The organism is Pedobacter nutrimenti (assembly GCF_003208655.1).
Classification (GTDB): Bacteria; Bacteroidota; Bacteroidia; order Sphingobacteriales; family Sphingobacteriaceae; genus Pedobacter; species Pedobacter nutrimenti.
Genome location: NZ_QKLU01000003.1, coordinates 385745 through 401613 on the forward strand (window position 1 = coordinate 385745; position 15869 = coordinate 401613).

Below are 15869 nucleotides of genomic sequence, written 5' to 3' on the forward strand. Positions count from 1 at the left end.
GGTTTAACCAGCATCAGTATCACCTATAATGGTTCATCGGCACCACCTACCCAGGCAGGGAGTTATGCCGTTGTGGCCAGTTTAAGCAATTCAAATTATACGGCACCTGATGCGACCGGTACTTTAACAATTCTTCCCAAAACCATAACTGTAAGGGCCGAAGCGAAAACAAAAAACTATGGCGATACAGATCCCTTATTAACCTTTACAATTAGCACCGCACCTGCGTCAGGTGATTATTTTACAGGTTCGCTCTCCCGTGTCCCGGGCGAAAACCCGGGCACTTATGCCATTGTTCAGGGAAGTTTATCGCTTGGCAATAATTATATCCTGAATTATCAGCCTGCAAACCTGAGTATTACAGGTGGAATGCTCAACTTCGCGGCACTGACAGGTAAAACTTATGGTGATGCCGATTTCAGGCCACCGGTTTCCAGCAGTAACAGCAATATAGCAATTGATTTGAGCAGTGATAATCCAGCCATTGCAACGATTGTAAACGGACAGGTTCATATCCTGGCTGCCGGAACGGTAAACATCACCGCTTCCCAGGCTGGTGCCGGGAGTATCAGTCGTCAGTTAAACATTGCAAAAGCGGGTATAACCGTCACTGCAAATAACCAAAGCAGGCTTTATGGGGCAGCTGACCCGGTATTTACAGTAGTATACAGTGGTTTTGTCAATGGAGATGATGTTTCAAAATTGAATACGGCGGCAACGGCGGTTACCACGGCAAGCCTGTCAAGCCCGGCTGGTCATTATCCGATTGTTCCTGCCGGGGCATCGTCCGCAAATTATAACTTTAATTACATCAGCGGTATTTTGACGATAGTTGCCCTGAATAATACCGATGTGATTTCCCTAAGCATTAATCCAGGGACCTTATCGCCAGCATTTAACGCCCAAAACCACAATTATACCGCCTCGGTCGACAACAGCATTGACCGTGTTTTAATAAGTATTAACCTGAGCGATGTCAATGCCGTTGCGCTGATCAATGGAAGCCCTTCCAGAGGAGTGTCCCTGAATCCGGGAAACAACACGATTGTTGTTGAAGTCACCGCTCAGGATGGAAAAACTAAAAACAGCTATATCCTGAATGTGTATAGGGGAATGTCTGAAGGTTCTATTACAGCAACGAATATCCTGACCCCGAATAATGATGGGAAAAATGACCGCTGGGTTATACAGGATATAGAATTGTACCCGAATAATAATGTAAAAGTATTTGACCGGGCAGGGCGGATCGTGTATACAAAACATGGCTATAACAATGAATGGGATGGGGCACTGAATGGCACGGGAGAGCCCCTTACCGAAGGAACCTATTATTACATTGTCGATTTAGGCACAGGAAAAAGTCCATTTAAAGGTTTCATTACCATCATCAGAAACAGATAAAAAAATGCAAACAATGCTTAGCATAAAGAACAGCTTTCCCCATATAAAATTAAATAAGGCCATCAGTACACTATTTGTTTTGCTGGTTATGATCAGTACTTTACAGGTAAAAGCACAACTGAACCCTTTCCAGGCCATGTATTTTCAAAACCCCTATTTGTACAATCCTGCAATCGCCGGAAGGGAAAAAGGGTTGGTGCTTAATTTCGGGCATAACCAGCAGTGGAACAATTTTCCGGGTGCGCCTAAAATTTCAGCAATGACCGCCGAGCTGCAGGCAACAGAAAGGGTAGGATTGGGGTTTCAGGTGAACCATGATCAGGCTGGACTGATCAATTCCAACCGTTTTATGGCCACTTATGCCTATCATTTGCCCTTAAGCCATCAGGGACAACACCTGAGTTTTGGCCTTTCTCTGGGCATCAGCGATTCCAGGATCAATTCGAATAATTTAAACGGAGACCCAACGGATGAACAGGTTCAGCGTTACAACCAGCTTAAGCCATATCTGGATGGCGACCTGGGGATTGCCTACAGAAGTGATGGGCTTCAGATCGGGGCGGCACTACCCAATCTAAAATCTACTTTTTTTAAAACCTCGGAAAGCAGGTTTGATACCGATCGCCTGTTGTTTATTGGCAGCCTTAGCTATAAAATTCATTTTCAGGGGACTGCACAACAACTGACACTTGAACCTTTAGGCACATATAGAATTATAAAGGGCTATAAAGATATTGTTGATGCCGGCTTTAATTTTAGAATGGAAGATTATGGGCTTAACCTGCAGGGCATTTACCACAGCAGTGAAAGTATGGGTATAGGCTTTGGACTGGATAAAAACAGTTATGCCTTCAATTTTGCATACAATTTTGAAACAGGTACCCTGGGTCAGTATACCAATGGAACCTTTGAACTGGGTCTGAAATTACGATTATTCAACAGGTAAAAAAACGCCTGAAGCAATAAACGCTTCAGGCGAAAATAAACCATACAGTGGTTATTCTAAATGCTTGGGAACATCGACTGGGCTTTGGCGCCGATCAACGGAATTTCTTTCTTTTTACCCTGGATGGCACCAATAAGGCCAATAATCCATAAGATGAATAGAATCAGGTAGATGATGCCGAAAATTGTTTCCAGTAAACCTGAGTAAGTAATGTTAATAATAATCCTGTACGCTATATTGACCACAATCAGCACCAGGTAAAGCAGTAGTGTTTGTCTTAAATGATAACTGCCCAGTTCCGTTCTTTTGTCTTTGTGCATGGCAAAATAGGCAATCAGCCAGCCGATAATGGTAATGTAGCTGACCACAGCCACGCTTTTACCTTCTTCTGTAGTTGTTACGTTAAAGTTTGTTTCCATAGGGTATAATTTAGAGTTAAATGTGTTTTTATATAGGATGTAGGGTCAATTTATAGCATTAATCAGTTGGTTTTTATTCAGCCTGCCCTGATCTGTGAACATCAATACAAGGAAAAAGGCATTTGGCTCATTAATAGGACATTGTTAAATAAAAATGGCCTGTTTCAATGATCCTTTTACAGGAAGCAAAGAACAGGCCATTAAATGGAATTTTAACCTAAAAAATATTGGAAACTAGAATTTAAAGGTCACATTACCTGTAAATCTGGCTGGTGCCTGTGGGGTCAAACGTACCGACCAGGCTTTTTCACTGGTCAGGTTATCTACTTTAAAACCTATCCTGAACCTGCTGTGGTCATAAAATACGGTTGCATCAAGCATGGTGTAAGAAGGAATAATGACTTTTCTGGTGGTGGTATTGGTCTGGAAGGAAGAACTGCCCGAATTTCCTCCGAAACCTGCCCCAAAACCTTTTAACTTTCCTTCAGGGAACCGGTAACTCAACCAGAAATTGAGCATTTTACCCGGACCTGATAGTGCCGGTCTTAAACCTTCAATGCTGGCGTCGGCATGGGTCATTTTACTGTCGTTATAGGCGTAACCCGCTACAATGTTAAAACCCGGGAAAGGGTTTGCCGTCAGTTCAATTTCAACTCCTTTACTGGTTTGTCCGCCATTCTGAATATTGAAGTTGACATTCTCCGGGTCAGTACGGACCATATTCTTTACGTCAATATTGTAATAACTAATGGTACCCACCAGCTTATGGTTAAACAGGTCTGCTTTAATACCCCCTTCTGCCTGGTTGGCCTGCTCGGGCTTAAATACATTTCCTGCAGCATCAGAACCAGGTTTATTGGTAAAACCGTTCATGTAATTTCCGAATACAGAAACCCGGTCTTTCCATAGTTCATAGACCAAACCCAGTTTTGGGGACAGGGCGGTCTGCCCGTATTTTCCTGTATTGATCCCCGTTGCCATGGAAGTAACCCCCTGGTTTTGGTAACGGTCAAGCCTTAAGCTCAACATGGCCAGTAAACGGTCGGTCGCATTAAATACGTTCGAGGCATAAACCGCATAACTGTTGTCACCGTTGTTTTCATTTCGCATGGTACCAGTCGGGGCCAGGCCATCAATGGTTGCCTGGGTAATTTTGGTTGGGATTTCAGGATGTGTAAAGTAAACCACCGGACCATTGATCTGTACCCTGTCGAAAGTGTTGGAGTTGTTGTAATAATCCAGACCCAGGACCAAACGGTTGCGGTGGGAACCAATTTTAAAATCACCGGTAAAGTTTTGCTGCAAATCGGTTGCAATAAATGCCGTATAGCCCCTCATGACCAATGCCCTCAACGTGGTGTCAGTAACCCCGTTCAATGCAGAAATATAGCCATTAATGGAAGTCCTGGCCCTTGAAATAACGGTTTGAGAGGTCCATTGATCAGAAATCTTATAATTGAACTGTGCAAAAATATTCATCATCTGGGTGCTGTAAGCCAGGTCATTGCTGCCAAATAAACGGTTGTAAGGGAAGTTCATGTCGGCAATACTTTCAGTTTTTTTGCTTTTCGTCCAGGGATTAAAACGGACGACAGAAGTGCCTTTTGCCTGTCCGAATTCAATATCAAACAACATGGAGAAACGGTCATTGACCTGGTAAGAGAAACTCGGTGCCAGGCTGATGCTGTTGGTAAAGCCCATGTCCTGAAAACTTTTTTCAAAACTCGTGGCCCCGTTTAAACGGAACAGCACTGTTTTATCGGCATTAACAGGTGTGTTGAGGTCAACTGCTACCCGGTTAAAATTCCAGCTGCCGCTGAAAAGAGAAAGTTCACCACCAAAACCATTGTAAGGTTTTTTGGTGACCCTGTTGTACAAACCGCCATAACTGGATAAATTGGTGCCAAACAGCGTTGCTGAAGGACCTTTAATGGCCTCAATCCGCTCTAAATTGGCGGGGTCAATAGCAGAATAAGAAAAACCGGCCACACCGTTTCTGACCATAGGTTCTATTTCAAAGCCCCGGGAACGGAAAGTGACACGGCCCTGATTGGCCAGCATGGGAATCCCTGACCCCGGTACGTTTTTAGAAATACTGCCCAGGTCCACCGCCATTTGTTCAGTGATCAGTTCTTTGGGAACAGTGGTGTATACCTGTGGATTTTCCAGGTTTTTTAAGGGAAGGCGGGCTGCGTATACACTTTCTTTTTTAGAGAACCTGTTGGTTGTGCCCGGAATGGTCACTTCCTGCAGGGCCTGTACATTTTCTTTTGGCAACTGATAATCTGCCGATGTGGTCTGTCCGGAAAGGACTTCCACAGATATTTTTTTTTCAGGAGCACCAAGCATTTGGATTTTCACCGTATACTTTCCAGGTACAAGATGCGTAAAGCTGTACTGGCCATGGTCATCTGTTAAAGTTCCTTTTAGCGTTTCCATTAAGGTAATGGAAGCAGAACCAACCGGTTGACCGTCAACCAGTGTTACTTTACCTGTAATTTTTCCAGGTGCAGATTGTGCAAAAGAGGAGAGCGCATTTGATAAAATAAAAATTAAAAAAATTTTGAGTAGAGTTTTCATCAATACGTATATGGGGTTTAACTAAATATGGCGCAAAGATATAAAGTTATTTATATTGAGTCTAAATAAATTACTATATCTTTGCACTGATGAAAAAAGCCCCTTACCTGCTGTTGTTATTTTTAATCGTTCCCTTATTTGGTCATGCCAGTGCCTATTGGATGGAAATTAAAGGAACAGGGAAATTGAGGGAAGAAGTGGAGATCCGGATTTACTATGGAAATATTAACGAATCCGGGCAACGCATAGCGCAGAGGGGCGCTGAATTGGCACTTACCGGGGAGTTCCGGATTAGGGCGCGCAATGGAAACGGTCCTTTGTTCACTATACCCATAAGTCTGAAAGGCGACTGCTGGTCAGGAACATTTACCCCAGAAAAAGAAGGGGTTTATCAGATCCTGGGCATCAATGATACCCATCCGGTGGTAGATCGTTCCAAAACCGGTGGAAAAAATGTCCGTCCTGTGGATTACCTCTGTGCTGCTTATCAGGTTGGTGTTGTGCCGGCCAGCTCCGAACCCCTACAGTTTCTGGACATCACAACGCTCATGGAAGGCAAAAGGGTTCTTGTAAAAGCCTTTAATCAGGCCAAACCCGCTGCGGAAGGCACAAAACTTAGGGTTTTTAACCCGGAAAACTGGGAAAAAGAACTTCTGGTTAACGGGCAGGGACAAGCCGTTTTTCAGACGAGCATAAAAGGCTTATACATTATCCGTCAGGACTGGTCAGATCCTAGGCCAGGCACTTATAAAGGCATTGCTTATCAACAGGTGCGTCACCGTTGTAACTACTTTTTATTGCTGCAGTAATTAACAGGTACGATCCTATCCAGAAATACGACCATTTGCATGTAAACGCACCTTTGTTCAGATCATAACAAGGAAATTTGCAGCGTAGCTGATAAAGGCTGCAATTGATGTTAAATGTTATGTGGGAAAGAATTGTATTTACGGTAAGGTTATTAAATTGGGTGTTGAGAAAAAGTTTTGGTCCTGGTTACGGTAAGCAAACGCATTAGACGCTTTATTAATTGGCATTAATTGGTAAATTAGGTCAAATTATTAATCGTCTTCCATCAGGATTTATCCGTTCAAAATGACCCTTACGTTAAATTCCTATACACTGTTGATTTTACTCGCTTGTGGCAATTTTTTGTGTATAGCCCTTTATACCCAGGTGGTCAGGGAAGGACGAGATTATATTGCAAATTGCTTTCTGGCTGCGTTTTGTTTATTCTTTTGTATCGGCAACCTCGATTATATATTTATCCCAAATCATTATTATAATTATTACCCCAGGCTCATTGGAATGGGAGATGTGGCCTCCCTGCTGTTGGGTCCGCTGCTGTATTTATACGTATTGTTGCTCAGCAGTAATGACCACAGGTTTAAATGGAAATACCTGATCCACCTTGCCCCGGTGACCATTTATATGATCTGGCTCCTGCCTTTTAAGCTAAAGGACATCAACGCCCAGGTACAGGAATTTGATCGGCTTGTTAGCGGGCTAATGCCATTTCCTGTTATGGTGGCTTATTATAATAAAGTGGTGAACTTAATCTACATACTGATGATTTTTTTCTTGTTGAGAAAACATCATTCTGTTGTAAAACAGCTGGTTTCTACCGCAGAGGAGAACAGTTTAAACTGGATAAGAAATTTGGCTTTATTTGCTTTTCCCCTTTATTTGTGCTGGTTTTTACAAAATCAGGGACTTGTTGATGATCATTTTTTTGGTGTCGGAAATCTTTTGTTCAGCTATTATCTTGGTTACCATGTCATCCAGCAAAAGAGCATCTATACAACACTTTCCAATGATTTCAGTGTGAATAAAATAGATGCCTCGGGTACAAAGTATAAAAATTCAATACTTACCGTCGAAAGGAAAACCTTGTATAAAGACAGGTTAGATGCGCTAATGGTAAGCGAAAAACCCTTTAAGGATAAAGAGCTTTCGCTTACCATGCTTGCCGACAAAGTAGAAATTAAACCCGGATATCTTTCTCAGATTTTAAATGAAGATTACCGGGAGAGTTTTTATACGTTTATTAATCGTTACCGGATTGAGGAAAGTAAACGCCTGTTGCTGGATAAGCGTTATCAAAATTATAATATCCTTAGTATTGCTTATGAGGCTGGCTTTAATTCCAAGTCGACCTTCAATAAAGTGTTTAGGGAGTCTGTTGGTGTTTCGCCTTCGGAATATCAAAAACAACACCTGGTCTAAGCTCCTGTTTACCGAGGAAAAGTCAGTTAAAGTGCTTTGATTACTAAATTGTTAACCCTATAATTTAAAATGATATTTTATGTAAAATTAGTACATTAGGTTACATTTAAAATTATAACCTCATGCTTAGAAAAACAATGATGGCAGGTCTGGCACTTTTGATGCTTTCCTGCGGAAATGCAAAAAAAGAAGAAAAAAGTGACCAGAGCAGTGGCGGTGGAATTGTGGAGGGGGTAAGCAACCTGAACAAAATGGCCAAGTCTGCAGATAAGATGAAAGACCTGTCTGAAGCTTTAAAAAAATTAACCCCTTTAACAAATGACGAGTTAAAAGCGGTCATTCCCGAAACTTTAAATGGTTTAAAAAGAAAAAGCTTTAGCGCTGGCGGTTACGGGATGGCTGGTATGAGTGCCATCCAGGCCGAATACGGGGACGATAATAAAAATGTAAAAATCAGTATTCTGGATGGGGCAGGAGAGACCGGCAGTGCCGTGGTTTCCTTAATGGCCATGACCTTAAGTATGGATGCGGAGTCTGAGTCCAATGGCACCAAAAGCAAAACCACTGAAATCAATGGGCTTCGGGCAATTACTGAAGACACCAAATCAGGAGAATCCATAAGTTCTTCCATTAAATATTTATACAAAGACCGCTATTCCATTGGCCTGGATGGTCAGGGTTATAGTCTTTCGGAGCTGGAAACTTATATGAAAGCACTTCATACCAGCGCTTTGAAATAGGTTGTTTTTTAAGATAAAAAAGGCCGGTAAATAGTTAATTTACCGGCCTTTTTGTTTGCGGATATTTGTGACAGCAGAATAATCTGTTATCTTCGCCTGCCTTTTGTGCTAAAGCCCGGAACCAGGTACATTTCGGAAAGCAGGCGCAGGGTATTAACCTATTGTCCGATACGATTTTACAGAATGAATTTTAATCTCGCATTTTACGCAACAGCTGCACTTGCAGGTATTGCGGTGGTCTATCTGATCACGACCCTTAGAAAAGCCTCTGCCTACAACATGCCTTTTTTTAAGGCCCTGAATCCAAACTACACCGCACGCGTACATGAATTGGCCCAGGTGAAGGCATCGCTGCAGCCCATTATTACAGAAATGGAAACCAGGCAAATGAGCAGTTTTATCCTGTTGTGGAAAGCAAAATTTGAAAAAGGAACATTCTCCGAGCAGGATGTGAAAGACCTGAACCAGCAGATTGCCGATGGCAATAAAGCCCAGGTAGATGGAATTTTATCCTTACACCCCAATGCACGCAGCAGGTTTAATGAAATCAATGCAGCGCTGGAGGCAGCAACCAAAGCTGCAGAGTTGCAGCAAGCAGAAGCCGAGACCGAATTGGCTTGATGACCATAGCAAAAGTTTTCCGGTTGACCCAAAAAGGAAACCGGAAAACGATTTTTAAATATTTATAGCACCTTGCCCGGCTGCAATCAGGTAGGCATCTTTTAAAGCTTCTGAATAGGTCGGATGGGCATAACTGATTTTGTGCATGTCCCTGGCGGTCACTTCATATTCCATACCCACCACGGTTTGCGCAATTACATCGGCCGCTCTTGGACCTATAATGTGTACGCCCAATACTTCTCCATATTTAGGGGCAACCAATACTTTTACAAAACCATCGGTATCCATCGAAGCCCTGGCACGTGCACTGGCCGCATAAGGAAATTTCCCAACTGTATATTCCATGCCCTGGGCTTTGAGCTCTTCTTCTGTTAGTCCTGCAGAGGCCACTTCAGGCCAGGTATACACCACACCAGGAATTAAATGGTAATTGATGTGTGGTTTTTGCCCATTGATGACCTCAGCCACAAAAGTCCCTTCATCTTCGGCTTTATGGGCCAGCATAGGACCATCAATCACATCACCAATGGCATAAATATTCGGTACATTGGTTTGCAACTGGCCGTTCACTTTTATTTTTCCGTTGGGCTCTGGAGAAATGCCAAGGGCCTGCAGGTTTAAGCCTTCGGTATAAGCTTTTCTACCCACTGCAACAAGACAATAGTCGGCAGTAACTTCCTGGGCATTGCCCTGCTGGTCCAGAAACTGTACAGAGGCCGCTGAAGGACTGGCTGTGGCAGACTGGACTTTACTGCTGAGCAATATCCGGATGCCGAGTTTGGAAAGGGTTTTGAATAAAGTCTTGCCAAGTTCTCTGTCCATAGTGGGGATCAGGGAATCGGCATATTCGATAATGGTCACCTGGGTGCCAATTCTGGCATATACCGAAGCGAGTTCTACACCAATTACCCCGCCGCCAATAATCACCATTGAATTGGGCCTGGCATCCAGGGAGAGGCTTTCGGTTGAAGTAATGATCCTTTTTTTATCAATAGTTACACCTGGGATGGAAGAAGGTTTGGAGCCGGTGGCAATGATAAAATAAGTCGCTGTTAAAACTTTTTCCTGATCAGGGCCGCTCACTTTTAAACGGGTTTTGTCTATAAAACTTCCAAGGCCCTGGTGCACATCAATTTTATTCTTTTTCATCAGGTAAATCAAACCCGAAGTGTTTTGCCGGATGACTTCTGCTTTGCGGTCTATAAACTGTTTGAAATCCAGGCTCAGTTCAGCCATGTGAATGCCATGGGCCTTAAACTGTTCTTTGGCCTGATGATAATGTTCGGAACTGTCCAGTAAGGCCTTGGCAGGAATACAGCCTACATTGGTACAGGTACCACCAAGGGTACTGTATTTTTCTACAATGGCCACTTTATAGCCGAGCTGCGCTGCACGTATGGCCGATACATAGCCACCAGGGCCCGATCCGATGACAACAATGTCATATTTATTTTCCATAAGAATTGATATCTATTTTTCTGCAGCCCCATGGACCGCGGTTTCTATAATTTTATGATCTGTTTTTAACGCATTGGAATAGCCTCTGGCCAAAAGCCTTTCCTTTTTAAGGTTCCAGAGTTCAAACTCTACATTAATGACCTGACGGCCAGCCTTTATGATTTTTGTTTTTCCAGTAACCACATCCCCCAGCCGGGCTGCTGAAAAGTAATCTATTACATTGTTTACAGTGGTGTAAAAATGTTCCCGGCCCATACTAATAATGGTTGCACCGATCATATCGTCCATGATGGCTGCAGTTACCCCGCCATGCAGGGTCCCAATGGGATTGGTCATTTCTTTTCTTACCACGTATTCAAAAGTCATTGTGCCCTCGCTGATTTCTTTTACGACCGGTGCCAGCCATAACATAAAGGCAGAAGGGGAACTGGTAACGGTTTGTCCCAGTTGCTGGATCAGGCCCTGCCTGATGTGATCTGTCGGATTGTTCATATATACTGATTGGTATTTTTAAGCTGAATTGAAAATGAACGATTAGTTGTTTTAACAACTGTTTTTTAAGGGAATTCGTTTGGAAAACCAAATATACCAATTGGTATTAAATTACCTCGTTTGCTGACGTAAATTTTACAAGAAAAAAAAATAACCCGGGCCAACTAGTACCATTCCGCCCAGCGATTGTATATGATAATAGAAGCATTGACAAACAATGTGCTGTAATAATAATGTCCGAAAGGTCCTGATGTTGTCTGAGATGATCAACCGTATATTAAAACTTCCGCTGTACCTGAAATTAAATGCATTGTTTTTTGCAGCGCTGCTGTTCATTTGTACCGCTTATACAAAAACGGCAGGTTTTGTATTGCTTAATCTGTACCATAAACCCTGGCTGGACAGGGTTTTTAGAGTTTTAACCCATTTGGGAGACGGATGTTTTGCCCTGGCTGTTATTGCTGTCTGTTTCCTGATGCGTCAAAGGAGATTGGGCTATAGCCTTACCCTGGCTTTTTTGAGCTCGGGCCTGGTGGCCGTTTTATTAAAAATACTTTTCAGGGAAGACAGGCCAAAGCTGTACTTCGAAAAAACCGGATTTCGTTATCCATATTTTATAGAGGGGATGGTGACCAACAACAGCTGTTCATTTCCTTCCGGACATACCACAACAGCTTTTGCCATAGCGACTGTACTTTCCCTCTGGTCGGGAAAAAACAATATGGTTATTTTGTTGTTTTTTCTGGCGGCTGTAGCAGGCTATTCCAGAATTTACCTGGCGCAGCATTTTCCACAGGATGTTCTGGCCGGTATGGTCATAGGAATGATGGCTGGCATGCTCAGCCATCATCTGGTTCTTAAAAAAGCTGTTTATGGCCAAACCAGGCCACAAACAAAATACAATCTTATTTCTTAACAGCTTCTTTTTTTACCGGGCTTTGTTTTTTCACTGCAGGGGCAGCTGCCGGTGCCGAAGGAGCTGGAGTCGTTGTTTTCACTGTTGCTGGGGCTGTTGCAGCATTTTCATCTGCTGTTTTATGTTTTACAGCGATCTTTTTTGATAATTTAAGGGCGGCTTTATGAACTTCTTTTTTTACTTTTTTAAGTTCGTAACCCAGTTTAACCAAACTTTGTTCAAGTTCTGTGACCAGGTGGTTGCTCAATGCTTTACGGATTTCCTTTTTGGCAGATTTGGATTGGGAGTGCTTCTTTTTACTTTTCATGAGATGTATTGTATTTGTTGAATGATCGTATTACAAAGCCGGTGCTTGTTTTGCCCGTTTTTAAGCCGGATCTGATGAACGATCTGAATATGGGCGCAAGTAACGTAAAATAATCATTAAATTAATATTATCATAATGTTAAGAAACCTTTTTACAATTAACATACTTTGCTGAAAAGCCCTTCAAAGGCTTAATTTTGAAGGGCTTAAAAATAAGTGTTTTTCGGATGCGGCCTGCGGCGGCTTGTTTTTTTTCGTTTGGCGTAAGCCGTTTTCTCTTTTGGGTTAAGTTGAAGAACTTTAAACCAGCAGGTCCTTGTCCAGGTCAAAAATGAAATCTTCATCTTTCAGATGGGCCACTTCCATTGATTTTTCATAATTGGTCGATTTCTTTGAAAAGAAATCATGTTGTGTGGTTTCCAGGTTTAATCCGTTTAATACAATCGGGTTCACCTCTTTTACCTCAAAAAGTTCCTCAAATCCAAGGTTCATCAGGGCTTTGTTGGCATTGTAACGTACATATTCTTTTACCTCGGCTGTAAGGCCGATGTCGGTATAGACCTCTTCAGTGTATTTTAGCTCATTTTCATAAAGTTCCTGCAGCAGGGCGGTCAGTTTATCTTTCGCCCTTTGCGGATGGGGGAGTGTTTTATAAACATCCTGGGCCAACAGGCCAACAAATACGCCATGTATAGATTCATCGGCAATGATCTTTTTAATGATGTCGGCACTGGCGACCATTTCACCTTGTCCGCAAAGCCAAAGGGGCATAAAGAATCCGCTGTAAAACAGAAAAGATTCCAGCAGAACCGAAGCGCCCAAAGCCAGGAACAATTCTTCATCATTCACCTGTTTTTTGTCCAGGGCGCGGTAATAGCGGTCAATTGTTGCTGCTTTAAACTGCAGGTATTTGTTGGCATGTACCCAGTCAAAAAGTTCATTGATTTCTTGTGTAGTGGTCACGGTTGTAAAAATCGTGGAATAGGATTTGGCATGAATGGCTTCCATCATACACATAAAAGAAAGCACGGCTTTATTTTGCAGTGAGTCAATATGGTCCAGAATTTTGGGCATTCCGGTGTGGCTTTGCAAGGTATCCAGCAAAGTCAAACCTCCCAGGGCCCTTTTATAAGCCTGCTGGATTTCGGGAGAAAGTCCTTTCCAGCTGTCAATGTCTTTGGAGGGTATATATTCAGTATCCACCCAGAATTGCCTCAGGTTCTGTTCCCAGAACAGGGCACTGTAATCATTTTCGGGGGTATTCCAGTTTACGGCTTTAAATGCTGTCATGGTGGGTCGGTTTTAAACGGAACAGGAAACACATTCCTCTATGGAAGCTTTACGGGTCCGGGTATAGTATAATGATTTTAATCCTGCCTTATGGGCATAAATGTAATAGCGGGCCAGGTCACGGGTATTGTCTTTGGTGTTGGTGTGCAGAATGGTCGAAATGCCCTGGTCTACATGGCGCTGAATGACAGAAACCAGGCGCAAGACATTTTTCTGGTCCATATCATAGGCCGACTTGTAAAAGAAATAATTGTCATTGTCCAGATAGGGCATAGGGTAATAGGTGGTGCTGTCGCCATATTCCCGTACTTCAATGGTGTCTACCACCGGCATCACTGAGGCGGTTGCGTTCATAATGTAAGCAGTACTTTGGTTTGGGGCAATGGCCATGCGGTAGGCATGATATAAGCCATGTTCTTTAACCTGTTCTGCCAGTTCTTCCCATGCCGCTTTTCCCGGAAGGACCATGTCTTTAAACAAAAGCTTTACCTTGTCGCTTTGGGGATGGAAGTCTGTCCGGAGGTATTTTTCAAAATAGGTGCCGTCTGCATAGCCGGATTGCTGAAAACCTTCAAAATGCTGCCCCTTTTCCCGGGCAATGTCCATAGAACTTTTCAGGGAATAAAAATTGACCATCATGAAAAATACATTGCAAAAATCAAGGGCTTCCTTACTTTCGTACATGATGTGGTTTTTGGCCAGATAGCCATGCAGGTTCATGGCCCCTAAACCCACGCTGTGCAGCTCCTTGTTTGCTTTTTGTACGCTGGGCACCATATCAATGCTGGTCAGGTCAGACACCACAGTCAAGGCCCGCATGGCGGTTTCTACAGCTTCTTTGACCCGGTTGTTTTCCATGACCGTGGCAATGTTCAGTGAACCCAGGTTACAGGAAATACCGTAACGGATGGTGTCCTGCTGGCCATAAATGGCAATGTCCGATACATGAGATAACTGCATGATCTCTGTACAGAGGTTAGAGAATTTTACATCCCCCAGATTTTGTAAAGCATGTTCTTTATTGGCATTGCCTTTAAAAAATAAATATGGATAACCGCTTTCCTTTTGGGTCTGCGCTATTTTAACCATTAAATGCCGGGCGTTGACCTTTTTTTTGCGGACTTTGGGGTTGCCTACCAGCTGGTCGTACATTTGGTCCATATCCATTTCATCCAAAGGGATGCCGTATTGCTGAAATACCGTATGCGGATAAAAAAGATAACAGATCTCATCTGCTGCAGCAATGTCCATAAACTTATCCGGGATCACCACACCAATAGAAAGTGATTTGATCCTTACCTTCTCGTCGATGTTGATCTTTTTACAATCCAGAAATTCTTCAATGTCGGTATGAAAAACATTCAGGTATACCGCGCCCGCCCCTGGCCGCTGACCAAGCTGATTGGCATAGGAGAAAGTATCTTCCAGAATTTTCATGACAGGAAGCACGCCACTGGACCGGCCTTCCACACCTTTAATGGCTTCCCCGCGCGCCCGTATTTTGGAAAGGTTAAAAGATACCCCGCCACCTATAGAAGAGAGTTTCATGGCCGAGTCAATGGCATAGCCAATCCCATTGATGTTGTCACCGATTTCATCCAGAAAACAGGAAACCAATTGACCAGAACGTTTTTTGCCGGCATTCAGAAAAGTAGGGGTGGCCGGCTGGTATTCCTGGTTAATGAGGATTTCCGCATATTTAAGGGCTTGTTCTACATTACCCTGCGCTAAAAATAAAGAGATCGCCACAACCCGGTCTTCGTATCTTTCCAGAAACTTTTCACCCGAATCATCCCGCAGGGCGTAATTCTGGAAAAACTTAAAGGCGCTCATGAAAGACTGAAAACGGAATTTTTTAGAATACACAAAATCATATACCCTTTGGAGCTCTTCAAAGGAATACTGCTCGTAAAAATTGATGTAGTAATTGTTTTCGATCAGGTAGTCTATTTTTTCTTTCAGGGTGTAAAAGAAGACGGTGTTTTTATTGACATAATCCAGAAAGTATGACCTTACTGCCTCCTTGTCTTTTTCAAGATTAAACTCGTCGTCCTTTTTGATCATGATCTCATTATTGAGCAGGATCCATTTCTTGGTGATCATATTTCTTTGTTTATCAGGTGAATCAATTTTTGTACATCGGGCTGGGTGCCGGAAAGCTCAAACTGCAGCAGAATGGGCAAATGGTAATTTACGGCAATGGTTTCAGCTGCCTTTGCAAAATTTTTGCCCCAGTTCCGGTTGCCACTTGAGGATACGGTGGTCACATAATCGGCATAACGTTGTAAAAAAGCCTGGGTACTATCGGGTACTTCCCCGATCCGGGTGGTATAGGTAACCAGGTGACCTGCTTTTTTGATTTCGATGTTTTCTGTAATGCGCAACACTTCCCATCCGGTTAAAGCTTTAATTTTATGAACAAAACGCTCGACATTGCCGGTTTTACTGTCATAATAAATCAGAGGAACCATAGG

Annotated in this window: 15 protein-coding genes; 7 read left to right on the forward strand and 8 right to left on the reverse strand. The window is 43.0% G+C overall.

The genetic code is table 11. The features are described 5' to 3' along the window. Together B0O44_RS09825 and B0O44_RS09830 are read left to right on the forward strand one after the other, a co-directional pair. On the forward strand, nucleotides 1–1401 hold a 1401-nt coding region (locus B0O44_RS09825; RefSeq protein ID WP_170123301.1), incomplete at its 5' end, for an MBG domain-containing protein. Between the two features lie 13 nt (nucleotides 1402–1414). Further along, the gene (locus B0O44_RS09830; RefSeq protein WP_170123302.1) at nucleotides 1415–2347 is read left to right on the forward strand and encodes a PorP/SprF family type IX secretion system membrane protein; all 933 of its coding nucleotides are present in this window, start codon (nucleotides 1415–1417) and stop codon (nucleotides 2345–2347) included. Nucleotides 2348–2403: 56 nt separating this feature from the next. On the opposite strand, the gene B0O44_RS09835 is transcribed toward B0O44_RS09830, so the two are convergent. Then, the gene (locus B0O44_RS09835) at nucleotides 2404–2766 is read right to left on the reverse strand and encodes a hypothetical protein (protein WP_110829757.1); all 363 of its coding nucleotides are present in this window, start codon (nucleotides 2764–2766) and stop codon (nucleotides 2404–2406) included. 234 nt (nucleotides 2767–3000) lie between these two features. Beyond that, nucleotides 3001–5346, reverse strand: a complete 2346-nt coding sequence (locus B0O44_RS09840) for a TonB-dependent receptor (protein WP_110829759.1) — start codon at nucleotides 5344–5346, stop codon at nucleotides 3001–3003. 89 nt (nucleotides 5347–5435) lie between these two features. Between B0O44_RS09840 and B0O44_RS09845 the strand changes: the two genes are divergently transcribed. From B0O44_RS09845 to B0O44_RS09860, 4 genes are all read left to right on the forward strand, one after another. Continuing rightward, nucleotides 5436–6155: a hypothetical protein gene (locus B0O44_RS09845; protein ID WP_110829762.1), complete on the forward strand. Its 720-nt coding sequence runs from the start codon at nucleotides 5436–5438 to the stop codon at nucleotides 6153–6155. A 286-nt stretch (nucleotides 6156–6441) separates the two neighbouring features. After that, the gene (locus B0O44_RS09850) at nucleotides 6442–7572 is read left to right on the forward strand and encodes a helix-turn-helix transcriptional regulator (RefSeq protein ID WP_110829765.1); all 1131 of its coding nucleotides are present in this window, start codon (nucleotides 6442–6444) and stop codon (nucleotides 7570–7572) included. Between the two features lie 122 nt (nucleotides 7573–7694). Then, nucleotides 7695–8312: a hypothetical protein gene (locus B0O44_RS09855; RefSeq protein WP_146229800.1), complete on the forward strand. Its 618-nt coding sequence runs from the start codon at nucleotides 7695–7697 to the stop codon at nucleotides 8310–8312. Nucleotides 8313–8495: 183 nt separating this feature from the next. Then, a complete protein-coding gene (locus B0O44_RS09860; RefSeq protein ID WP_110829768.1) occupies nucleotides 8496–8933 on the forward strand; it encodes a hypothetical protein in 438 nt (145 codons plus the stop codon). 54 nt (nucleotides 8934–8987) lie between these two features. Here B0O44_RS09860 and lpdA read toward each other — a convergent pair whose 3' ends face one another. Both lpdA and B0O44_RS09870 read right to left on the reverse strand, forming a co-directional pair. Then, nucleotides 8988–10391: a dihydrolipoyl dehydrogenase gene (gene lpdA, locus B0O44_RS09865; protein ID WP_110829770.1), complete on the reverse strand. Its 1404-nt coding sequence runs from the start codon at nucleotides 10389–10391 to the stop codon at nucleotides 8988–8990. A 12-nt stretch (nucleotides 10392–10403) separates the two neighbouring features. Next, on the reverse strand, nucleotides 10404–10883 hold the full coding sequence (locus tag B0O44_RS09870; protein ID WP_211321357.1) for a PaaI family thioesterase: 480 nt from the start codon (nucleotides 10881–10883) through the stop codon (nucleotides 10404–10406). A 217-nt stretch (nucleotides 10884–11100) separates the two neighbouring features. On the opposite strand from B0O44_RS09870, the gene B0O44_RS09875 reads away from it, so the two are divergent. Further along, nucleotides 11101–11799, forward strand: a complete 699-nt coding sequence (locus tag B0O44_RS09875) for a phosphatase PAP2 family protein (protein ID WP_110829772.1) — start codon at nucleotides 11101–11103, stop codon at nucleotides 11797–11799. Here B0O44_RS09875 and B0O44_RS09880 read toward each other — a convergent pair. The 4 genes from B0O44_RS09880 to nrdI form a co-directional block, all read right to left on the reverse strand. Next, nucleotides 11789–12106 (reverse strand): hypothetical protein, encoded by a 318-nt coding sequence (locus tag B0O44_RS09880; protein ID WP_110829775.1) that lies wholly within the window; start codon nucleotides 12104–12106, stop codon nucleotides 11789–11791. The two genes, B0O44_RS09875 and B0O44_RS09880, sit on opposite strands and share 11 nt — an antisense overlap. 299 nt (nucleotides 12107–12405) lie before the next feature. Continuing rightward, nucleotides 12406–13395 carry a class 1b ribonucleoside-diphosphate reductase subunit beta gene (gene nrdF / locus B0O44_RS09885; RefSeq protein WP_110829777.1) on the reverse strand — a complete coding sequence of 330 codons (990 nt, stop codon included), beginning with the start codon at nucleotides 13393–13395 and terminating at the stop codon, nucleotides 12406–12408. Nucleotides 13396–13407: 12 nt separating this feature from the next. Further along, complete coding sequence (gene nrdE, locus B0O44_RS09890) at nucleotides 13408–15498, reverse strand: class 1b ribonucleoside-diphosphate reductase subunit alpha (RefSeq protein WP_110829780.1); 2091 nt, start codon at nucleotides 15496–15498, stop codon at nucleotides 13408–13410. Beyond that, a complete protein-coding gene (nrdI, locus tag B0O44_RS09895; protein WP_110829782.1) occupies nucleotides 15495–15866 on the reverse strand; it encodes a class Ib ribonucleoside-diphosphate reductase assembly flavoprotein NrdI in 372 nt (123 codons plus the stop codon). Before nrdI ends, nrdE begins: the two co-directional genes overlap by 4 nt. Nucleotides 15867–15869 lie beyond the last annotated feature (3 nt).